The sequence below is a fragment of the Nonomuraea sp. NPDC050547 genome (assembly GCF_044457345.1).
GTDB lineage: Bacteria > Actinomycetota > Actinomycetes > Streptosporangiales > Streptosporangiaceae > Nonomuraea.
The window spans coordinates 174,749-195,203 of record NZ_JBITGW010000001.1 but is presented as its reverse complement, the minus strand read 5'-3'; the positions used below and the strand labels follow the sequence as shown (position 1 = coordinate 195,203).

General features: G+C 72.7%; 15 protein-coding genes. 8 read left to right on the top strand and 7 right to left on the bottom strand.

Features of this window, described 5'->3' with window-relative positions:
• Positions 1-40: 40 nt before the first annotated feature.
• From ACIBHY_RS00935 to ACIBHY_RS00925, 3 genes are read left to right on the top strand one after another with little or no spacing between them, the layout of a single operon-like run.
• On the top strand, positions 41-1,072 hold the full coding sequence (locus ACIBHY_RS00935; RefSeq protein WP_397245587.1) for a hypothetical protein: 1,032 nt from the start codon (positions 41-43) through the stop codon (positions 1,070-1,072).
• 20 nt (positions 1,073-1,092) lie between these two features.
• Positions 1,093-1,857 (top strand): aminoglycoside phosphotransferase family protein, encoded by a 765-nt coding sequence (locus ACIBHY_RS00930; protein WP_397245584.1) that lies wholly within the window; start codon positions 1,093-1,095, stop codon positions 1,855-1,857.
• Positions 1,858-1,861: 4 nt separating this feature from the next.
• Entirely contained in the window at positions 1,862-2,389 is a 528-nt protein-coding gene (locus ACIBHY_RS00925; protein ID WP_397305541.1) for a GNAT family N-acetyltransferase, read from the top strand.
• Here the strand turns inward: ACIBHY_RS00925 and ACIBHY_RS00920 are convergent.
• Both ACIBHY_RS00920 and ACIBHY_RS00915 read right to left on the bottom strand, forming a co-directional pair.
• The gene (locus ACIBHY_RS00920) at positions 2,386-3,036 is read right to left on the bottom strand and encodes a GPP34 family phosphoprotein (protein WP_397245580.1); all 651 of its coding nucleotides are present in this window, start codon (positions 3,034-3,036) and stop codon (positions 2,386-2,388) included. The two genes, ACIBHY_RS00925 and ACIBHY_RS00920, sit on opposite strands and share 4 nt — an antisense overlap.
• A gap of 79 nt (positions 3,037-3,115) precedes the next feature.
• Entirely contained in the window at positions 3,116-6,079 is a 2,964-nt protein-coding gene (locus tag ACIBHY_RS00915) for a bifunctional [glutamine synthetase] adenylyltransferase/[glutamine synthetase]-adenylyl-L-tyrosine phosphorylase (protein WP_397305540.1), read from the bottom strand.
• Positions 6,080-6,156: 77 nt separating this feature from the next.
• Between ACIBHY_RS00915 and ACIBHY_RS00910 the strand changes: the two genes are divergently transcribed.
• Positions 6,157-6,687 carry an HXXEE domain-containing protein gene (locus ACIBHY_RS00910; RefSeq protein ID WP_397305539.1) on the top strand — a complete coding sequence of 177 codons (531 nt, stop codon included), beginning with the start codon at positions 6,157-6,159 and terminating at the stop codon, positions 6,685-6,687.
• Here the strand turns inward: ACIBHY_RS00910 and ACIBHY_RS00905 are convergent.
• Positions 6,644-7,345, bottom strand: a complete 702-nt coding sequence (locus ACIBHY_RS00905; protein WP_397305538.1) for a type 1 glutamine amidotransferase — start codon at positions 7,343-7,345, stop codon at positions 6,644-6,646. The genes ACIBHY_RS00910 and ACIBHY_RS00905 overlap by 44 nt on opposite strands.
• A 51-nt stretch (positions 7,346-7,396) precedes the next feature.
• Between ACIBHY_RS00905 and ACIBHY_RS00900 the strand changes: the two genes are divergently transcribed.
• The gene (locus tag ACIBHY_RS00900; protein WP_397305537.1) at positions 7,397-10,837 is read left to right on the top strand and encodes a protein kinase; all 3,441 of its coding nucleotides are present in this window, start codon (positions 7,397-7,399) and stop codon (positions 10,835-10,837) included.
• Positions 10,838-10,846: 9 nt separating this feature from the next.
• Positions 10,847-11,716 (top strand): alpha/beta fold hydrolase, encoded by an 870-nt coding sequence (locus ACIBHY_RS00895; RefSeq protein ID WP_397305536.1) that lies wholly within the window; start codon positions 10,847-10,849, stop codon positions 11,714-11,716.
• Positions 11,717-11,720: 4 nt separating this feature from the next.
• Here ACIBHY_RS00895 and ACIBHY_RS00890 read toward each other — a convergent pair whose 3' ends face one another.
• A complete protein-coding gene (locus ACIBHY_RS00890; RefSeq protein ID WP_397245568.1) occupies positions 11,721-12,434 on the bottom strand; it encodes a PaaI family thioesterase in 714 nt (237 codons plus the stop codon).
• Between the two features lie 254 nt (positions 12,435-12,688).
• Here ACIBHY_RS00890 and ACIBHY_RS00885 point away from each other — a divergent pair, with 254 nt between their 5' ends.
• Complete coding sequence (locus ACIBHY_RS00885) at positions 12,689-13,933, top strand: serine hydrolase domain-containing protein (RefSeq protein ID WP_397305535.1); 1,245 nt, start codon at positions 12,689-12,691, stop codon at positions 13,931-13,933.
• A gap of 16 nt (positions 13,934-13,949) precedes the next feature.
• Here ACIBHY_RS00885 and ACIBHY_RS00880 read toward each other — a convergent pair whose 3' ends face one another.
• The gene (locus tag ACIBHY_RS00880; RefSeq protein WP_397245564.1) at positions 13,950-16,184 is read right to left on the bottom strand and encodes a M9 family metallopeptidase; all 2,235 of its coding nucleotides are present in this window, start codon (positions 16,182-16,184) and stop codon (positions 13,950-13,952) included.
• Positions 16,185-16,533: 349 nt separating this feature from the next.
• Positions 16,534-18,594, bottom strand: a complete 2,061-nt coding sequence (locus ACIBHY_RS00875) for a SufS family cysteine desulfurase (protein ID WP_397245562.1) — start codon at positions 18,592-18,594, stop codon at positions 16,534-16,536.
• A gap of 196 nt (positions 18,595-18,790) precedes the next feature.
• Between ACIBHY_RS00875 and ACIBHY_RS00870 the strand changes: the two genes are divergently transcribed.
• Positions 18,791-20,002: a helix-turn-helix domain-containing protein gene (locus tag ACIBHY_RS00870; protein ID WP_397305534.1), complete on the top strand. Its 1,212-nt coding sequence runs from the start codon at positions 18,791-18,793 to the stop codon at positions 20,000-20,002.
• Here the strand turns inward: ACIBHY_RS00870 and ACIBHY_RS00865 are convergent.
• Positions 19,959-20,444: a methylated-DNA--[protein]-cysteine S-methyltransferase gene (locus tag ACIBHY_RS00865; protein WP_397305533.1), complete on the bottom strand. Its 486-nt coding sequence runs from the start codon at positions 20,442-20,444 to the stop codon at positions 19,959-19,961. The genes ACIBHY_RS00870 and ACIBHY_RS00865 overlap by 44 nt on opposite strands.
• Positions 20,445-20,455: the final 11 nt, after the last annotated feature.

Genomic DNA, 20,455 nt, shown 5'->3' with positions numbered 1-20,455 from the left:
CGTACGTGCCGGGGTGTATCAAGGCGCGGGGTGATCCATTGTGCTGTCTCTTTACGTTGATCTCGCGATCGGGCTGATCCTGTCGTTCCTGCTGCTGTCGTTGCTGGTCAGCGGCATCAACGAGGGCATCGTGCGGCTGCTGGCCATCCGCAGCAAGTTTCTGTGGGCCTACCTGCGCGACACCCTGGACGGGTCCTCCGGAGGCAGGGCGTGGCTGCCGGCCAAGATCCGCGACGTCTTCACGGCGCTGCCGTTCCTGCGCGACCCGCGGCCCAAGCACAGCGACCAGCCTGCGCCGGTGGAGTCCACGATGCCGGCCCACGAGTCGGCGGGCGACGACGCGATGACGAAGCTGCTGTACGAGCGGGTCCGCGAGATCGACCATCCCAAGACGGGCAAGACCAGCATCTCCAACATCCCGCCCGCCCGCTTCGCCGTGGCGCTGATGGAGCTGGCGGCCACCGACCCCAACGGCGTCGAAGGCTGGCTGGCCAAGCTCAAGGCGATGAAGAGCCCGCTGTACGGCCACCTCATGGGCGTCTGGGAAGGCGCCCAGCGCGACCTCGACCGCTTCAGGCAGGGCGTCGAGACCTGGTTCGACGGCGAGATGCAGCGCCTGTCGATGCTGTACAAGCGCTACGTGAAGTGGGTCATGGCCGCGCTCGGGCTGGCGGTGACGCTGCTGTTCAGCATGGACGGCCTGGAGTACGCCAAGACGCTGCTGCGCGACAACGCGCTGCGCGCCGGCGTGGCCGCGGTGGCCGCCGGTGACCCGGCCACCGTCAACGAGCTCAAGGCCAAGTGCACCGAGAACATCCAGCTGACCGACTGCCTCACCGAGACCCTCAGCTCGCCCGCGCTGGTCAAGATCTTCGACAACGCGATCATGAGCATCGCCATCCCGGCCGACGGCGACCCCAGCGTCCACTGGAACGGCGGCGTGTGGTGGGAACGCCTCACCACGCTCAGCCACTGGCCCGGTTACCTGCTGACCTACGTGGCGCTGCTGTTCGGGGCGCCGTTCTGGTGGGACCTGTTCCGCCGCGTCACCGGGCTCAAGGGCCGCCGATAAGATCGTCCTCACTCCCGGCAGTGAGGACGATCGTGATCGACGACTACGCCCGCGCGATGGGCCGCACCCCCGACGGCCTGCGTCTGGTGCGCGGCGAGCACGCCGACGTGGTGCTCGACGACGACGCCGGGCTGGCCTGGCGATTCCCCCGCTACGGCGCCCCGGTGGAGCCGCTCGCCGAGCGGATGCGCCTGGTGCGCGCCCACGGCCTGCCCGCTCCGGAGGTGGTGCTCGTGCGCGCCGGCTGCCTGGTGACCCGCCTGCTGCCGGGCGTGCCGCTGTCGGAGCTGACGCCCGTGGAGCCGGACGCGCTCGCCGCGCTCCTGGCGCGCCTGGCCGCCGTCCCGCACGACGGCGCCGCATCCTGGCGCGCGGAGTGGCGGACCCTCGCCACCGAGGTACGGCACCGCGTCGTCCCCCTGCTGTCCCCCGAGGCGGGCCGAAGGGCGCTGGCCGAGGTCACCGCGGCCGCCGAGACCGCCGCGAGCGCCCCGGCCGGGTTCGTCCACGGCGACCTGGGCGGCGCCAACGTCCTGATCGAGAACGGCCGGGTGAGCGGCGTCCTCGACTGGGACGAGGCGGGGCCCGGCGATCCGGCGGTCGACTTCGCGGCGCTGTCGGTCTCCTCGCCGGATCCGGTCAGGCGGCGGCTGGCCGTACGGTTTCCCGATCTCGCGGAACGGGCGCGCGCCTATGCCGCGACCTTCGCCCTCCAGGAGGCCGTGCACGGGCTCCTGCACGACGAGCGGGAGGCTGTGGAGGCGGGGCTTTCGTCCTATCGTTGACAGGATGGAGACCGAGCGACTGATCATGCGCCGCTGGCGCGAGGAGGACCGCGAGCCGTTCGCCGCCATGAACGCCGACCCGGAGGTGATGGAGCACTTCCCGGCCCGGCTGACGCGTGCGCAGAGCGACATGATGATCGACCGCATGGAGATGGGCTTCGCGCGCGACGGCTACGGGCTGTGGGCGCTCGAGGTGCGGGAGAGCGGGGAGTTCGTCGGCTTCACCGGGCTGATCTACTGGGACTTCCCCGCCCATTTCACCCCGGCCGTCGAGATCGGCTGGCGGCTGACCAGGTCCGCCTGGGGCCACGGGTACGCCACCGAAGCGGCCGGGGCGGCGCTGGCCCGCGGCTTCGGCGAGCTGAACCTGAAGGAGATCGTCTCGATGACCGCCGTGCGCAACGTCCGCTCCCGTGCCGTCATGGAACGCCTGGGCATGACCCGCGACCCGGCCGACGACTTCGACCACCCGAACGTTCCCGAGGGCAGCCCGCTCCGCCGTACCGTTCTTTACCGGCTGAGCCGTCCTTAGAGCGCGCCGTCCCCGAGGATCGTGTTGAACGCCGTCGTGGCCAGGTCACCCTTGGCGCCGCCGTAGTAGGCGAGCAGTTCCTGGCCGACCCAGTCGCCGGCGACGAGCTCGTCGGCCCGAGCGGTGTCGGCGCCGGGGAACAGCTGGGGCAGCAGGCGCGCGGCGTACACCAGGGCCAGCACCGCGGCGGTGCGGGGCGTGACCTCCGCGCCGCCGAGCCCCGCCTGGATCCGCTCCCGCACCTCCTGCTCGAAGGCCGGGTCGCCCTGCGGGTAGCGGGTGCTGGTGAAGACTCCGAAGCTCCTGCGCCGGTCGGCCCGCAGCGCTCCGGTCCTGGCCAGGCCCGCCAGGATCGGGGCCGGGTCCTGCTCGGCGTGCAGCCTGGCGAACCACGTGCGCGGCAGGAGCGTGGTCTCGACCTCGCCGAACCTGGCCAGCACCGCGTCGAGCGCCGCGTCGCCGGTCGGCGCGCCGTCCAGCAGCAGGACGCCGCCGTCCTCGTCGAGCTCGATCCGCTCCCTGAGCGCGAGCTCCGCCATCAGCGCCGCGACGAGGACGAGCTTGAGCCGCTCCTCCTTGACCAGCGGCTTGCCGTCCTCGTCCCCGTGTGCGAGGAGCACGAACTCCTCGGCGATGCTCAACGTCATGCCCCGAGTGTGCCTCCTGCCGCCGGGGCGGGTGCAGACTCCCCCGTCATCGATCCCGCCTGACAAACGTCATCCCGGCTCAGGAGCCGTAGAAGACGCGTTCCACCACCTGGCGGGCGCGGCGGGTGACCCGGCGGTAGTCGTCCAGGAGGTCCTCGGAGCCGTCCGGCGGGTAGCCGAGGGTGCGGGCGATGAGGCGGCGCTCCGGGGCTCCGGCCGGGAGGCTGTCGCCCGGACGGCCCTTGACGAGCATGATGGCGTCCCGGATGCGGGAGGCGGCCCGCCACGCCTCGCCCAGCACCGTCTCGTCGGCCGCGTCGAGCAGGCCCTCCTCCACCGCCGCGCGCAGCGTGCGCAACGTCCGGGTGGTACGCAGGGGCGGGTGCTCGTGGGCATGCTGGAGCTGGAGCAGCTGGGCCACCCACTCCACGTCGGACAGGCCGCCGCGGCCCAGCTTGGTGTGCAGGGCCGGGTCGGCTCCTCGGGGCAGGCGCTCGGCCTCCATCCTGGCCTTGAGCCGGCGGATCTCCCTGACCGCCTCCTCGCCGATGCCGCCCTTCGGGTAGCGCAGGCCGTCGGCCGCCGCCGTGAACTCCGCCCCCAGCCCGGCGTCCCCGGCCGAGAAGCGGGCGCGCAGCAGCGCCTGCGACTCCCAGGGCGAGGACCACCGGGCGTAGTAGGCGGCGTAGGAGGCGAGCGTACGCACCAGCGGGCCCTGCCTGCCCTCCGGCCGCAGGTCGGGGTCGATGAGCAGGGGCGGGTCCTGGGCGGGCAGCGCCAGCAGCCGGCGCAGCTCGTTGGCCACCGCGAACGCGGCCTCCGACGCCTCCCGTTCCGCCGCGCCCGTGAGCGGCGAGTGGACGAACATGACGTCGGCGTCGCTGGCGTAGGAGCACTCCATCCCGCCCAGCCGGCCCATCGCGATCACCGCGAAGCGGGTCGGCGGCGGGGCCCGGCGTTCCAGGGTGACCTTGGCCACGGCCGCGTCGAGCGCCGCCTGGATGGTGACGTCGTTGAGCTCCGACAGGGCCACGCCCACCTGTTCGATGTCGATCAGGCCGGAGATGTCGGCGACGGCCGTACGGAAGAGCTCCTTGCGGCGCAGCGCGCGCACGGCGGCCACGGCCGCTTCGGCGTCGTCGTGCCGGGAGACCGCCGCGGAGGCCTCGGCCAGCAGCGCGGCGGCGGGACGGGTGGCGAGCTCGTCGTCGGAGCCGAGCAGCGCGACGGCGTCGGGGGCGTTGGTGAGCAGGCCGGTCGCGTAGCGGCTGGTGCCCAGCACGCGGGCCATCCGCGCGGCCACGGCGGTCTCGTCGCGCAGCAGCCGCAGGTACCACGGCGTCGAGCCCAGCTTGTCGCTGACCTGGCGGAAGCCCAGCAGTCCGGCGTCGGGATCGGGGGTGCCGGCGAACCAGCCCAGCATCACCGGCAGCAGCGTGCGCTGGATGGCGGCGCGGCGGGAGACTCCGCTGGTCAGTGCGGCGATGTGGCGCAGGGCTCCGGCGGGGTCCACATACCCGAGCGCCTCCAGCCTGGCCGCCGCGGCCGACGGGGAAAGGCGCGCCTCCGACTCGGGCAGCCGGGCGACCGCCTGCAGCAGCGGCCGGTAGAACAGCTTCTCGTGCAGCCGCCTGGCCTCCATGGCGTGGCGGCGCCAGCGCGCGGTGAACTCGCCCACCGGGTTCACCTGCGTGCCGAGCGCGCGGCCGAGGCGGCGCAGGTCCTCGTCGGCGGTCGGCAGGACGTGGGTACGGCGCAGCCGGTGCAGTTGCAGCAGATGCTCGACCTGGCGCAGGAATGTGTAGGCCTCGGCCAGCTGGCGGGCGTCCTCGCGGCCGACGTACCCGCCTCGGGACAGCGCGGCCAGGGCGGGCAGCGTGGCCTTGCGACGCAGCAGCGGGTCGAGGCGGCCGTGGACGAGCTGCAGCAACTGCACCGCGAACTCGATGTCGCGCAGGCCGCCGGGCCCCAGCTTGATCTGCCGCTCGCCCTCCGCCCGCACGTGCCGCTCGACGCGGCGGCGCATCGCCTGGACGTCCTCGACGAAGTTCTCGCGGGTGGCGGCCGACCAGACCAGGTCGTTCACGGCGGCGACGTAGGAGGCGCCCAGCTCCAGGTCGCCGGCGATCGGGCGGGCCTTGAGCAGCGCCTGGAACTCCCACGTCTTGGCCCAGCGGCGGTAGTAGGCCAGGTGGCTGGCGAGCGTGCGTACCAGCGGGCCCGAGCGGCCCTCCGGGCGCAGGCCCGCGTCGACCTCCCACAGGGCGCCTTCTGAGGTGGCGGCCGAGCAGGCGCGCATCATCGCCTGGGCCAGGCGGGTGGCGGTGCGCAGCGCCTTGGTCTCGTCGGCGCCGTCGCGCGGCTCGGCCACGAAGATGACGTCGACGTCGCTGATGTAGTTGAGCTCGCGGGCGCCGCACTTGCCCATGCCGATGACGGCCAGCCGTACCGTGTCCAGGCCGTCGGGGGCCTCGGCGCGGGCGATCGCGAGCGCCGCCTCCAGCGCCGCGCCCGCCAGGTCGGACAGCTCCGCCGTCACCTCGGCCGGCGCGGCCTGACCGGTCAGGTCGCGCGCGGCCAGGTGGAGCAGGCGGCCGCGGTAGGCGACCCGCAGCGCCACCAGGGTGTCGGTCGCCGCGCTCGCGCGGGGCTCGGTCGCGGCGGGCTCGGCGCCGACCGCGCGCAGCAGCTCGGCGCGCGCTTCACCCGGCTCCGGTACGGCCAGCAGCCCCACCTGCCCGGGATGGCGCACCAGGTGTTCCCCGAGCGCCGCGCTCACCCCGAGGACGGCGAACAGGCGCTCGCGCAGCGGGCGGTCGGCGTGGAGGGCGGCCAGGACGGCGGGGTCGCGTTCGGCGAGCCGGGTGAGCGAGGTCAGCGCCAGGTCGGGATCGGCCACCCGCACCAGGTCGTCGAGCAGTTCTTCCACGACGGACGCGCCGGACGGGTCCGGGGTGAGGCCGGCGACCAGGCGGGCCGCGCGGGCGCCGTCGGCGAAGCCGAGCTTGGCCAGGCGGGCTGCGGTGGACTCGATCCTGGGCACCTCCCCATCTTGACAGGTGGCCTCGTGAAACGCTTAGAGTGAAACGCAACGGTGCGTTGTGTTTTGTCGGGAGGGCGATGATGGGGCAGGTTCCGAAGACCGTGACGTGGGGGCTGCTGGCGGCGTGGGCGGTGCACGACGCCGAGGAGCTGGCGACGATGGCCGGGTGGGTGCGCGACAACCGGGAGCGGCTGGAGGAGCGGTTCCCGCAGGTGCCGTGGGAGCGGCTGGAGATGTCGCAGCGGCAGGTGAACGTGGCGATCGGGCTCATGGCCGGGGTGATCGCCGGCGCCGCGGCCGACGGGGCGCGTACGGGTGGGCGCAGCCCGCTGTTCCAGACGGTGCTGGCCGGGTTCGGGCTGCACGGGCTGGTGCACCTGGCCCAGGCCGCGATCACCCGCGGCTACACGCCGGGGCTGGTGACCTCACCGCTGGTGGTGCTGCCGTTCTCCGTGTGGGCGTGGCGGCGGTTGAAGGCCGAGGGGGTTGCGGTGCGCGGGAGCACGGCGGGGCTGCTGTACTTTCCCGTGGTGCTGGGCGGGGTCCACGCGCTGGCCCACCTGCTCACCCGGCCGCGGAAGCCCCGGGAGAACGACCGCTGGTTCTGACGACGGCGGCGAAGGCCTCGGCGACCGGCCGCCAGGTCGCGACCAGGGCCGCGTCGGCGGCCTTCACCTCGGCCGCCAGCTTCTGGTCCTGCCCGGAGGCGGCGATCCAGCGGTCGAAGATCTCGGGGGTGACCTCGGGGTGGAACTGCACCGCCCACGCGCTCGTCCCCAGCCGGTAGGCCTGGTGGGGGTAGCGCTCGCCGGTCATGAGCGGCGTCGCGCCCTCCGGCAGGGTGGTCATGGCGTCCCTGTGGAACTGCGCGGCGGGGACCGTTCCCGCCAGGCCGGAGCCGGACAGAAGGGGGTCGGCGACGGGGAGCAGGGTCACCCGGCAGGCGCCGACCTCCAGGCCGGCGGCGCCGCGTTCGACCGTTCCGCCGCAGGCCAGCGTCATGAGCTGGGCGCCCAGGCAGATGCCGAGCACCGGGGTCTCCTCGGCGACCGAGCGGCGGATCAGGTCGCGGGTGGCGGGCAGCCAGGGGTAGGCCTCGTCCTCCCAGGCGGCCATCTCGCCGCCGAGCACGATGAGGCCGCCGGCGGCGCGGGCGGGGATCGGGTCACCGAGGTAGGGGCGGACGATGTCACAGGGCAGGCCGAGCCAGGCGGCGAAGTACCCGAGGGGCGCGTCGGCCTCGTGTTCGATGACAGTGATCCGCATATGGCGTAATTTACCGGCAACTTTCCCCAGATCAGACGCATCCAAGTGGCCATGGGGAAGTTGATCGACGGGGACCCGCAGCGGCTCGGCTCGTACTGGCTGGCGGGGCGGCTGGGCGCGGGCGGGCAGGGCGTCGTCTACGAGGGGTACGGCGAGGACGGCCGCCGGGTCGCGGTCAAGGTGCTGCACGGCGACCAGACCGCCCAGCTAGTCAGGGAGGCGGAGGCGGCCCAGCGGGTGGCGTCCTTCTGCATCGCCGAGGTGGTCGGGGCCGATCTGGAGGGGCCGCGGCCGTACATCGTGAGTGAGTACGTCGAGGGGCCGAGCCTGCGGGCGGCGGTCGCCGGCGGGCGCCGGTTCGCGGGCGGGGACCTGCACCGGCTGGCCACGGCGATCGCCACCGCGCTGACCGCGATCCACGACGCCGGGGTGGTGCACCGCGACCTCAAGCCGGACAACGTGCTGCTCGGGCCCGACGGGCCCCGGCTGATCGACTTCGGCATCGCCAGGACCGCCGAGATGTCGCTCACGACGACGGGGCTGGTGACCGGGACGCCCGCCTACATGGCGCCCGAGGTGTTCACGGGGCAGCGGGCGGGGGCGCCGGCGGACGTGTTCGCCTGGGCCGGCGTGCTCGTCTTCGCCGCCACCGGCGCCGACCCGTACGAGGCCGACAGCCTGGGCGCCATCATGCACCGCGTGCTGTCGTCCACGCCCGACCTGAGCGTGCTGCCCGGCTCGCTGCGCCCGATGGCCGAGGCGGCGATGAGAAAGGACCCGGCCGAGCGCCCGAGCGCCCGGGAGCTGCTGCTCGCCCTGGTCAGCGGCGACACCCGGCTCGACGCCGCGCATCTGAGCCGCGGCGGGCCGGGCGGCTTCGACACCGGGCGCCTGCTGGCAGCGGGCGGGCGCGAGGCGGCGCGGATGGGCGCCGAGGCCGACGACCCCGCTCTGGGCACGCTCGCCGAGGAGACCTACGGCCTCCTCGATCCGGCCGTGCGGGAGCTGGCGCCCGAGGTGTTCCTGCGGCTGGTCACGGTCGGCGCGCGCGGCGAGCTCACGGTACGGCGGGCCGCCCTGGCCGAGATCCTCGACGGCCGCCCCCTGCCCGAGGCGGCCGCGGCCAAGCGCCTGCTGGAGGTCTTCGGCTACCTCCTGACCAGGACGGACGACGAGGTGACGCTGGCCCGCCCGGCACTCCCCCACGCCTGGCCGCGCTACCGGCGCTGGATCGAGGCCAACCGCGACGGCCTGGCCGTACACCGGGAGATCCTCGCCGCGGCGAGCCGGTGGGAGGCGGCGGGACGCAGGGACGGCGACCTGTTCCAGGGCAGCGGCCTGGAGAACGCCCTGCAGTGGGCGGCCACGGCGCGCCGGAACATCACGCTGTCCACGGCCGAGCGCGACTTCCTGGAGGCGGCCGCGCGGCTGTCGCGCAGCCGGGCCAGGCGCTCGCGGCTGGCCGCGCTGAGCCTGGCGGGGATGCTGGTGATCGCGCTGGTGGCCGGCGGGCTGGCGATCCACCAGGGGCGGCTGGCCGACGAGCGGGCCGAGCAGATCGCCGGGCAGTTACGCAGGTCGGAGGCGGACCGGCTGGCCACGCTGGCCGCCTCGACCCGGCGCGCCGACCCGATGCTGGCGGCGCTGTTCAGCGCGACGGCGTGGAGGCTCGACCGGACGCCGCGCACGCGGGCGGAGCTGACGGTCTCCGCCAACCAGCGTGAGACCGGCATGTTCCGTGATCCCGCGACCAGCCCGGACACGATGCGGGCCATCAGCGCGAACGGCCGCCTGCTGGTGAGCGTCGGCGACGACGAGGCCCGGTTGTGGGACCTGCGGACGGGGCGGCGCGCGGGCGGGGTGCGCGCGCTCGGGCTCAAGGGTGCGTTGGTGGGCGCGGTGGAATTGTCGCCGTCCGGGCGCACGCTCGTCGTCGTGACGGCGAAGGGCGCGAAGGCGTGGGAGGCGCGCTCGGGCCGTCCGGTGCGGAGCCTGGCCTTCGCCAAGCCGTTCGACCTGGTCGACGAATGGGCCGGCGTGGTCTTCCGCTCCGAGGACACGCCCGTGGTCGTCGGCCCCGACACGGGCCTGCGGTGGGACCTGCGCACGGGCGCGAGCGGGCCCTCGCGGGTGCGCGACGGCATGGTCTTCAGCCAGGACGGACGCTGGCGAGCAGAGGAGACCGGCGTGCCCGACCCTGATCGGGTGCGGCTGACCGGGCGCGGGCGGATGGAGGAGCTCGGTGACCTCGACGGCGCGGGCACGCAGGGCGTCTGGAACAAGGGCGCCCCGGTCTTCGACGGCGACGGGCGGCTGGTGGCCACCGTGGCGGAGGAGACCGTCCAGTTCTGGCGGATGTCCGACACCCAGTTGCTCGCCTCGGTGCCGGTCAGGGGCGAGGCGGAGGAGGCGTCGCGGCCGACCGGCGGCTTCGACGGCACGACCTTCCGCTACCTGCAGGCCGACCAGGTCTTCTCGCTCGACGTCGCCGACCTGCGCGGCGGGCCGGTCAACCCGGTGGAGGTGGGGCAACTGGCGCCGGGCGGGGCCAGGATGGCGATCGGCGGCCTGGACGACGGCGTGCGGATCCGGCGGGTGTCCGACGGCAGGCCCGAGGGCGGGGCGCTGGAGCTGGAGACGGCCCACTTCAGCCCGGACGGCCGCCTGATGGTCAGCACCGACCTGGATGGACGGCGGGTGACGGTGGTCGAGGACGGCACGGTCCACACGTTCACCCCGGACGCGAAACTGGGGCCGGAGCTGGTCTCCGTCAGCCCGGACGGCGCCCTGCTCGCGCTGTCGATGACCTCGCCGGGGTTCAAGCGAAAAGATGACTATCTGGTTCAGGTCTGGGACTGGCGGACCCGCCGGATGCTGTGGCAGTTCAGGCACGACGGTCAGCCGCTCACGACCTTCTCCCCCGACGGCCGGCGGCTGGCCCTGGGCGGGCGGCAGGTGACGGTGATAGACGTGGCCACCGGCAACCCGATGGGCCCGCCGTTCGCCGGCAGCGGCAGGGACAGCGCCGTCGTCGGCCTGCACTTCGACCGTGCCGGCGGCACCCTGTTCGTGATCGACTCCCGCGAGCGCATGACCGGCTGGGACCTGGCCACCTGGCGGCGTACGGGCGGGGTCTCCACCGGCGTCGGCACGATCAGCGCGCGCTCGCCCCGCGAGGACGTGGTCGCGGCCTGGACCACCGCCGACGGCAGGGTCCGCCTGTACGAGCCGGTCAGCGGCACCGAGCTCGCGACGCTGCGCGACACCGGCGGCGCCATGGACCCCCAGGTGCGCGAGGTGCTCTCGCTGGCTTTCAGCGCCGACGGCTCCACCCTGCTGACGCTGGACCGCGACGGCCGGCTGAACGAGCACCCGGTCGCCCCGGCCAAGGTCGCCGCCGCCGTCTGCGCACGCGCCGGCCGCTCGCTCAGCGAGGCGGAATGGCGGACCTACGTGAATCCGGGACTCCCCTACGCGAAAGGCTGCTCCTAGGATCACGTCATGCGATACGACGAGGTGGACGGGATGCGGTTCGCGGTCTTCGGATCCGGGCCGAAGCTGATCGTCGCGGTGCACGGCATCACGGCCTCGCTGATGGCGTGGAACGCGGTGGCCGCGCACCTGCCGCCGGAGTGGTCGCTGGTCGCCATGGACCTGCGCGGACGCGGCCACAGCGCGGACCTGCCCGGCCCCTACGGTCTTGAACGGCACGCCGAAGACGTGCTGCGGGTGGCCGGGCACGTGGGCGCCGGCCCCGGCACGGTGCTGACCGGGCATTCGATGGGCGCGTACGTGGCGGTGCTGGCGGCGGCGCGGCGCGCGTTCGAGCGGGTGGTGCTGGTGGACGGCGGGCTGCCGTTCCCGCCCTTGGCGCCGGGGGCGGACGTGGACGCCGAGATCGAGGCCACGCTCGGCCCGGCGATCGCCCGGCTGAGCCAGACGTTCGCGTCGGCGGACGACTACGTGGCCTTCTTTCAGGCGCATCCGGCCTTCGCCGGCCACTGGACGCCCGCGGCCGAGCAGTACGTCCGCTACGACCTGACCGGGCCCGAGGGGGCGCTGCGCTCACGGGCCGTCGGTACGGCGGTACGCGAGGACGGCCGGTGGATGCGGCTCAAGGGGGCGGAGATCGGGTCGGCGCTGGCCGCGATCGAGGCGCCGGTGACGTTGCTGCGGGCGCCGCGCGGGCTGCTCGACCAGGAGGTCGGGATGCTGCCCGGCCCGCTGGCCGCGCACTGGGCGCAGCGGGTGCCGGGGCTGCGCGACGAGTTGGTGCCCGGCTGCAACCACTACACGATCATGTTCGACGGGCGGTGCGCGGCGCTGGTGGCCGCCCGCCTGTCAGGGGTACGGCCGGGCCGTACCCCTTGACGGGTCAGCGTGGAGCGATCCACGTGGCGCGCGCGGCGGCGACCAGGGTGCCGTCGCCGTCGTAGATGGCGCTCTCACCGAAGAGCTTGCGGCCCTCGCGGCCGGTGGCGCGGCCGACGACCGAGTAGGTGCCGTCGGGGTAGACCCGGCGGTGGATCTGTACGGCCAGCCGCCCGAGCAGGGCCGACTCGCCGGGGCCGAAGTGCGCCCAGCCGGTGACGCAGTCGAGGGCGGCGCCGACGATGGCGTCGGGCACGCCGTCGTCACCGGCGACGTTGTACGGCACCCGCCAGCCGGCCGCGACCAGGTCGGTGCCCTCGACCGGGCCGGGGTAGATTCGCAGGCCGTCGCCGGGGGCGCGCAGGCCGCAGACGAAGCACTCGGGGAAGGCGTGGCCCTGCCAGCCGGGGAACCCGGCCTCGGCGCGGGCGGCGTCGGCGAAGCGCACGTACTCGGGGGCCTTGAGGTCCTCGTGCACGGGGATGGCCTCGACCAGCAGCTTGTCGCCGTGGTAGAGCGAGGCGGTGTTGGCCACGTGCTCCAGGCGCAGTTCGGTCTCCACGGGGGTGGGGGCGTGGAGGGTGACCTCGACGGCGTTGCCTCGGCCTCCCAGAGCTTCGGCGACCGTACCGGCCAGCCAGCCTCCGTTGACGATCCCCTGGGGACCCTGGAAGCGCTCAGGAACGGTCAAAACAGTCTGCAGAGCAGCCGTCGTCATGCGTCATCCTCCTTCATCGCGATATAACGCCCACGCCAGAAAGTTCATTTCAAACAGACCTATTTTAGGGGCTCTTGCCTGGACCATTGCGCTCGCCCCAGGCTGTTCGGGGACCCCAGGTGTGCGAGACATCCGGAAAGGTCCGTAATATACGGACCTCATTGAGACGGATGTGACTCGGGGGTCACCTGTGAGACTACCCGGCCGCGGCCGGGACGCAGCTGACCCGTCGTACCCCTAGGAGATCCCACCCGATGACCGTCAGCCGCCGGACCCTGCTCAAGACCGGCGCGGGACTACTGCCCGCCGCCGCGCTCGTCACCCGCCCCGCGCAGGCCGCGCCCGTGCCCGTCGTCGAGGCGAACGGCGTCGCCCCGTCGCAGCTGGCCGGGTTCGACAACCTGATGAAGAAGTTCGTCAAGGACCGCAACATCTCGCAGTCCCAGCTGGCGATCATGAAGAACGGCCGGATCGTGCTCGCGCGGGCCTACCGCTACAACGACGGCTCCCGCGCGGTGCCCGCGATCACGCCGACATCGCCGATGCGCATCGCGAGCCTCAGCAAGAACATCACCGCCGCCGCGGTCATGCGGCTGGTCCAGGACGGCAAGCTCAACCTGTCGGCGAAGGTCGCGCCGCTGCTCGGCCTGTCCACCACCACCGACCCGCGGTTGGCCCAGGTCACCGTGCTCCGGCTCATCCACCACCTGGGCGGCTGGGACCGCGACGTGTCCAAGGACCAGCTCTGGCTCGACCACACCATCGCCGCCGCCCTCGACGTGCCGCTCCCGATCGGGCACGCCCAGATCATGAAGTACGGCTCGCAGCGCCGCCTCGACCACGACCCCGGCACCAAGATGGTCTACAGCAACTACGGCTACATGCTGCTGGGCCGGATCATCGCCAAGGTCTCCGGCCAGTCCTACGAGTCGTACGTGCGCTCCAAGCTCCTCGCGCCGCTCGGCATCACCCGGATGCGGCTCGGGCGCAGCCTGCGCGCCGAGGCGTTCCCCGGCGAGGCGATCTACGAGTCGAAGTACACCAACAAGAGCGTCGTGGACGCCTCGGGCAAAGTCCTGCCCTACCCGTACGGCGGATTCAACATGCCCAACCAGGACGCCAACGGCGGCTGGCTGGCCTCCGCCGTCGACCTCGTGCGCTGGACGCTGGCCATGGACCGGCCCGGCAAGGTGCTCAGCTCGGCGTCGATCGCCCGGCTCATCACCAAGCCGGAGACCGGGGTCAACGAGTTCGGCTCCTGGTACGGCGGCGGCATCTGGGTGCGCCAGGTGCCCGGGAACATCAACACCTGGCACAACGGCTCGATGCCGGGCACCTACACCTACCTGTGCCGGATCCAGAACGGCTTCAGCTACGCCGCCTGCTTCAACCGGCGCGAGGAACAGGGCTCGCCCGACTTCGACGGGTTCTCCGAGCAGATGAACAAGGTCCCGGTGAGCTCGTGGCCCACCGGGGACCTCACGTCGCGCTACTTCTAGAAGCTGGTGATCACCTTTAGAAGCTGGTGGTCACCGCCGCTCCGGTGAAGGCGGCGGTGCCGTACAGGCTGACGTAGTGGTAGCCCGCGGGCGGGTTGGTGACGGTGAGCGTGTGCGCGTTGCCGGCGCCGGTCGCCCGCTGGGTGTAGGAGCCGGTCGTGGCCCACGACGAGGAGCTGTAGTAGAGGTCGGCGTCACCGGTGCCGGCGTCGCTCTTGATGGTGAGCTTCGCCGTACCGGCCGGGACGAGGATGTACAGGTAGGCGTAGTTGCCCTGGGTGGCCGACAGGCCGCTGCGGCGGCAGTTCTGGCCGAGCGCCCGCGCGTCCGAGCCGGTGCACTCGGGGACGGGCGGCTCACCGGTGTCGCCGCCGCAGGCTCCGGCCGCGCAGGCCGTCAGCCAGGTGTCGAAGCTCGCGTTGTGGTTCAGTGACCTGAGGTGGGTGCGGGCGGCGTTCCAGTTGCCGGTGCGGTAGTGGCCGAGGACGGTGTTGACGTCCGCGCGGTGCTTTTCGAACATGTAGCGGACCGCGAGGTAGCCCCACCGGTAGACGCGCTGGGTGTCGTGGTCGTAGGTGGTGTCGAAGAGCGTGCTCAGCTGGTACGTGTGCTTGGCCGCCTCCTCGATCGCGGCGTCGTAGACCAGGCGGCGGTAGCCGTAGGAGACGTACTCGGCGAAGCCCTCGATCCACCAGATCGTCGGCGTGCTCACGCCTGCCCCGAAGTCGCCGTGCATGTTGAAGCGGCCGTCGAGGTAGTGCGTGTACTCGTGGTTGAGGTTCCAGATGTGGAACGCCGGGCGCAGCCACTCGGCCTCGTAGGCGATGAACCTGGGCAGGTTCCCTGCGGCCGACGGGTCGCCCTCCAGGTACATGCCGCCGTTGTTGGTGTCGATGCCGAAGATGGCGCCGGCGTAGGTCTGGTAGTCGTCGCTGGAGTCGAAGGCGTTGACCTCCAGCGTCGTGTTGTTGTCACCGGCGACCGGGCCGTTGTCGGCGGCCAGGTTGTGGAAGTAGGCGTCCTGGCCGCTCAGGCTGGAGCAGGTGCCGCTCAGCTCGGCCGCGGTCATCTGCTGGGCGCGGATCCTGAGCGTGGGGCCGCAGGTGTGCCGCACGGGCAGGGCGGCGGCGGTCAGGCGGTTCTGCAGGTCGCAGGTGTCGTAGAAGGCGCAGTTGGCGCGGTCGTAGAAGTCGGCCATCTCGGCCACGCCCACCCAGAGCTTGGCGGTCGGGCCGGTGATCCGCGAGCGCTGCAGCAGGTCGCGCAGCATAGGGCGGACCGTCGCCTTGAGCTGGGCGTGCTGCACGAAGCGGGCCAGCTCGCGGCCGGCGTTGCCGGTCAGGTAGGCGCGCTCGGTGCTGAGCAGGTTCAGGTGGTTGACGGCGAAGTCGCGCAGCGTGGTCAGGGTGCTGGGGTCGTTCTGGACGGCGGTGACGAACTCCGGCAGCTGGTGGCCGCGGAACAGGACGGTGTAGACGCTGTTGACCGCGTTCACCATGGACCACGAGGCGTCGTAGGTGCTGTTGTAGGCGGTCAGCAGGCGGCGTACGACGGGCAGGTAGCGGGCGTTCTCCTGGGCGCTGTCGATCAGGATGACCGCCTCGCCGAGCACTTCGCCGTTGGCGTCGCTGACCGTGCCGGACCGGGAGTTGTTGTGGAAGGCGTCGAGCCCGCCGCGGATGGCGGTCCTGAGCGCGGCGCCGTACTGGCCGACGTCCTGCGGGTAGTACCACTGCACGTAGTAGCCGGCGCGCAGGTACAGGACGAGCTGGAGTGTCTTGGTGCTGTTGTCGCCGGGGTAGGCGGCGGCGGTGGCGCGCAGGGCGTTCGCGACCGTCACCATCTGCGACTCCTGGAAGGCCGCGCGGGCCCGGGAGCCGGTGAGCGAGAAGAGCCCGTTGAGACAGCTCAGGTCGGCGGCCTTGACGGCGGTGACGAGGGCGGCTCCGGTGCGGCCCTCGACCTCGCAGGCGGCCAGCGATCTCTGCTGCCGGGCGGGCTCGTCGTAGTCCTGCTTGAGCTGGTCCGTGGTGGCGGGGAGGGGCGGCCGGACATCGGCCTTGAGGGGCTCGTCCTGCTGGTGCCGGGCTTCGGTGGTCTCGGTCGCCGGACGGGGGGCCGGGTCGGTGCGGGGGGCGGGGTCCGTGCGCTGGGTGACGGTCTGTGAGGCGGGCGTCTGGGCATGGGCGGGTACGGCGAGGCCGCCGAGCACCAGCCCGGCCGCCACGAGTAAGGATCCTGCGACTCGCATCGCATACTCCTGAGTTGGGGGGTGGGTAATGTGATATGTAAAATTTCACATTGCGCGTAGGCGAATCAAGCCCAAACCTCACGGAAAATCCGCCACGCACGCCTCGGCAACAGAGGCGCATCCCCAAGGGACCGATCCCACCTGGCCCGTTGCGCGACGTTGGACGACTCCCAGGGCGCCAACCCTTCCAGACCGGCGCCGGCCGTACCCCAGGCTGCCCGGCGCCAGGACCCGCAGGGCTCAAGGGACCGCAAGACCCGCACAACCGCAGGATCTGCGACAACCACGAGGCCCGCCCCCGGGGCCGGTGGTGTGTGAAGGGGGCGGGCGCGGCGGGTCGGCGCAGACGTTAGAGGGCGGTGGCCGTCACCACGCTGGACGCCGTCAGCGCGTGGACGCCGTCGGCGTCGGTGCGGTCGGCGAGGTTGGCGCGGACCGCGTCCAGCAGGGCGGTACGCCGCTCGTCCCCCAGCCCGGCCACCTCGGGCCCCACGGCCGAGAACGAGTACAGGCACGACAGCGCCTCGGCCCCGCCGGACACGGTGACCGGCACCGTCCAATGGTCCAGCCGCACCTGCCCGAACCCGGCGAACGCGACCAGGTCGGCGACCTCCTCACCGCCCAGCGACCACGGTTCCTCGAACAGCGCCGCCGTCTCCCGTCCCAGCACGGAGGTGAGCGCGGCGTGCAGGGCCTGGAAGAGCGGGTTGCGGTCCAGGGGCAGCCAGGTGGCGATCGCGAGACGCGCCCCCGGCCGCAGCGCGCGGCGCAGTTCGGCGACGGCGGCCCGGCGGTCGGGGACGTACTGGAGGACCTGCTGCATGGTGACCAGGTCGAACGCCTCGTCGGAGACGTGGAGCGGCGCTGCGCCGCACTCGACGTACTGGATGGCGGCGCTGCCCGCCGCGGGCGGCTCCTCCTTGGCGAGGGCGAGCATGCCGGCGCTGATGTCGGTGCCGACGACGGCTCCGGTGGGTCCCACGGCGGCGGCCAGGAGGCGGGCGACCGTACCGGGGCCGGTGCCGACGTCGAGGGCCCGTGCGCCGGGCGCGGGGGCGAGGGCGCCGACGAGCGCGTGGCCCCACGGCTCGAAGATCCCGGGCATCAGGATCTCCTTGTACGGGCGGACGGGGCGGGTGTCGGTCAGCTCGGGCGGGGTGGCGTAGACGGTGGTGGTGGAGCGGGTGCGCTCCAGGGTGTCGGCCAGGAAGTCGACCTCGTCGGGGGTGTTGTACAGGTAGAACGAGGCGCGCACGGCGGCGGGGATGCCGAAGCGGCTGCAGGCCAGCTGGGCGCAGTGGTGTCCGGAGCGTACGGCGATGCCGGCCTGGTCGAGGGCGGTCCTGACCTGCTGGAGCGGTACGCCGTCCAGGACGAAGGACATGAGGGGCAACCGGTCGGTGGTGTCCTCCGGGCCGATGAACCGGATGCCGGGGACCTGGGCGAGCCGGTCGAGCGCGTACTCGATGAGGGCCTGGTCGTGGTCGGCGATGGCGTCCATGCCGAGGGAGTCGAGGTAGTCGCAGGCGGCGCCGAGCCCGACGGCCTGGGCGACCGGCGGCGTGCCTGCCTCGAAGCGCAGGGGCGGCGGCGCGTAGGCCATGGCGTCCAGGGTGACGGTCTCGATCATCTCGCCGCCGCCGAGGAAGGGCGGCAGTTCGGCGAGCAGGTCGTACTTGCCCCACAGGACCCCGATGCCGGTGGGCCCGCACATCTTGTGCCCGGAGAAGGTGACGAAGTCGGCGCCGAGCGCGTTCACGTCGATGCCCAGGTGCGGCACCGACTGGGCGGCGTCGACCACGAGCAGCGCGCCCACTTCGGCGGCGCGGGCGGCGATGGGCGCGATGGGGTTGACGGTGCCGAGGATGTTGGAGGCGTGGACGACGGCGACCAGCTTGGTGCGCTCGGTCACCCGCTCTTCGAGCGCGGACAGGTCGAGGCGGCCGTCGTTCGTGATGCCCAGGTAGCTGATCTTCGCGCCGACCCGCTCGGCGAGCAGCCGCCACGGGATGAGGTTCGAGTGGTGTTCCATCTCGGTCACGACGATCTCGTCGCCGGGGCCGATGCGGTGCTCGTCGGCGGCCCACATGAGCGAGTTGGACAGCAGGTTGACGGCTTCCGTCGCGTTCTTCGTGAACACGATCTCCTCGCTGCGCCGCGCGCCGACGAAGGCGGCCACCTTGCTGCGGGCGCCCTCGTACAGCTCGGTGGCCTCGACCGCGAGGCGGTAGACGCCGCGGTGGACGTTGGCGTTGGAACGTGTGTAATAGGCGTTGAGCTGGTCCAGCACCGCCGCGGGTTTCTGCGTGGTCGCCGCGCTGTCCAGGTAGACCGGTGGGCGGGAGCCGTCAGCGGCCGGGTCGAAGAAGGGGAACGCCTTCCGAATCGTTTCGACGTCCAGTAGCCCCATCGTGATCTCCTTCTGCCGAAAGGTGTAGGGGCAGTCTGGGCACTGGAGATCGGGCTAGATCCAACTGCTGTTGTACGGCAGGCGATCCTTTCCACGGTAACCCGGATCCGGCCCCGCGGAACCGGCAGCAAGTGGCCGCCCTTCCTGGCCGCCGGGAGCCGCGGGGCGCCGCCGGATCCTCGCCTACGGTGAAATCATGACCAGCGACTTCATGGTCGACGGAGCCAGGATCATGGCCGTACGCCGCTCGCGCGGCATCTCGCGGCGGATCCTGGCGAACCTCGTGGGCTGCAGCGAGGAGTGGCTGCGCCTCATCGAGAACGGCGCCCGGCCGCTGGACCGGCTGTCCACCATCCTGCGCATCGCCGACGTCCTGCGGATCAGCGACCTGTCGGAGCTGGTCGGCGGCGACGTGGCGCTGCCGGCGATGGGCGCGCAGGGCGAGTACGACGAGATCGGCCACGCGCTGCTCTACCCCAGGCGGCTGTCCGGGGACCCGGCCGAGAGCGCGCACCGGATCGCCCGCCACGTCTCGGCCGCGTGGGACGTCTGGCAGCGTTCGCCGCGCCGCTACTCGGAGGTGCGCAGGCGCCTGCCGGAGCTGCTGGTGATGGCCGAGAGCGCGCCGCCGGACGAGGAGCCGGGGGCGGCGGGGCTCACGCAGGTCTACCGGCTCTTCTCCACGTTCCTGCGCGGCTGCGGCCAGCACGCGCTGGCGCTGCTCGCCGCCGACCGGGGCGTGGCCGCCGCCGGGCGCGCGGGCGACCCGCTGCTGTCGGCGGTGGCGCGCGCGGAGCTGGCCGAGGTCCTCATCCACCTGCGCAGGTACGGCGACGCCCGCCAGCTCTGCCTGGCCGCGATCGACGGCGTCGGGCAGGCGGGGCCGTCCGCGATCGCCGTGGCCGGTGGCTGCTACCTGACCGCGGCGCAGGCCGCCGCCGAGGAGAACGACGTCCCGCACACCGAGGAGCTGCTGCACCGCGCCAGGAAGATCGGCGAGTCGCTGGGCGAGGACCGCGACGATCTGCACGCCCCGTTCGGCGCGGCCGAGGTGGAGGCGCAGGCGGTGGCCGTGGCGGTGCGCCTGGGACGCTACCGGCAGGCCATCCGCCTGTCCGGGGGGATCGACGCCGCCCGCCTGCGCGCCAGGGACCGCCAGGCCCGCTACTTCCTGTCGCTGGCCAGGGCCCATTCGATGGAGCGTGACGCGGCCGGCGCCACGGCGATGCTGCGCAGGGTGCTGGACGGCTGCCCGGAGGAGCTGACCTACAACCCGCAGGCCGCCCGCGTCATGGAGCAGCTGCGGCTGGTCGACTGCGCCACGACCCGCGGCGAACTGCGCGAGATCACGCTGTCGACGCGGCTCAGAAGAGCGTCCCTCGCTCGAAGTCGAGCAGGTAGCGCTTGACGGGCAGCCCGCCGCCGTACCCCGTCAGGTCGCCGTTGGCGCCGACGAGCCGATGGCAGGGGACGATGATGCTGACCGGGTTGTGGCCGTTGGCCAGCCCGACCGCGCGGGCGGCGCTGGGCGGGCGGCCGAGCCGTTGCGCCAGCCCGCCGTAGGTGAGGGTCTCGCCGTGCGGGATCTCCATGAGCGCCGTCCAGACCTCTTTCTGGAACGGCGTGCCGACCAGGTTCATCGGCAGGTCGAAGACCTTCAGGTCACCGGCGAAGTACGCCCGCAGCTGGCCGGTCACCTCGCCGAAGGGTTCGGGGTCCGGATGCCCGAAGAACTCCTCCGGCGGCCGGTAGCGCTGCTCGCGCATGTAGAGGCCGGTCAGCAGCCCGTCGAGGGCGACCAGCGTGAGCGGCCCGACGGGGCTCTCGATGATGGTGTGCGTGCGGATCATGACATCTGCCA

What these genes read in the sequence shown, in the direction of transcription:
- ACIBHY_RS00925 (WP_397305541.1), top strand. Translation starts at nt 1,862, where the DNA reads ATGGAGACCGAGCGACTGATCATGCGCCGCTGGCGCGAGGAGGACCGC.
- ACIBHY_RS00920 (WP_397245580.1), bottom strand. Translation starts at nt 3,036, where the DNA reads ATGACGTTGAGCATCGCCGAGGAGTTCGTGCTCCTCGCACACGGGGAC.
- ACIBHY_RS00910 (WP_397305539.1), top strand. Translation starts at nt 6,157, where the DNA reads ATGATGGGGCAGGTTCCGAAGACCGTGACGTGGGGGCTGCTGGCGGCG.
- ACIBHY_RS00905 (WP_397305538.1), bottom strand. Translation starts at nt 7,345, where the DNA reads ATGCGGATCACTGTCATCGAACACGAGGCCGACGCGCCCCTCGGGTAC.
- ACIBHY_RS00900 (WP_397305537.1), top strand. Translation starts at nt 7,397, where the DNA reads ATGGGGAAGTTGATCGACGGGGACCCGCAGCGGCTCGGCTCGTACTGG.
- ACIBHY_RS00895 (WP_397305536.1), top strand. Translation starts at nt 10,847, where the DNA reads ATGCGATACGACGAGGTGGACGGGATGCGGTTCGCGGTCTTCGGATCC.
- ACIBHY_RS00890 (WP_397245568.1), bottom strand. Translation starts at nt 12,434, where the DNA reads ATGACGACGGCTGCTCTGCAGACTGTTTTGACCGTTCCTGAGCGCTTC.
- ACIBHY_RS00885 (WP_397305535.1), top strand. Translation starts at nt 12,689, where the DNA reads ATGACCGTCAGCCGCCGGACCCTGCTCAAGACCGGCGCGGGACTACTG.
- ACIBHY_RS00880 (WP_397245564.1), bottom strand. Translation starts at nt 16,184, where the DNA reads ATGCGAGTCGCAGGATCCTTACTCGTGGCGGCCGGGCTGGTGCTCGGC.
- ACIBHY_RS00875 (WP_397245562.1), bottom strand. Translation starts at nt 18,594, where the DNA reads ATGGGGCTACTGGACGTCGAAACGATTCGGAAGGCGTTCCCCTTCTTC.
- ACIBHY_RS00870 (WP_397305534.1), top strand. Translation starts at nt 18,791, where the DNA reads ATGACCAGCGACTTCATGGTCGACGGAGCCAGGATCATGGCCGTACGC.
- ACIBHY_RS00865 (WP_397305533.1), bottom strand. Translation starts at nt 20,444, where the DNA reads ATGATCCGCACGCACACCATCATCGAGAGCCCCGTCGGGCCGCTCACG.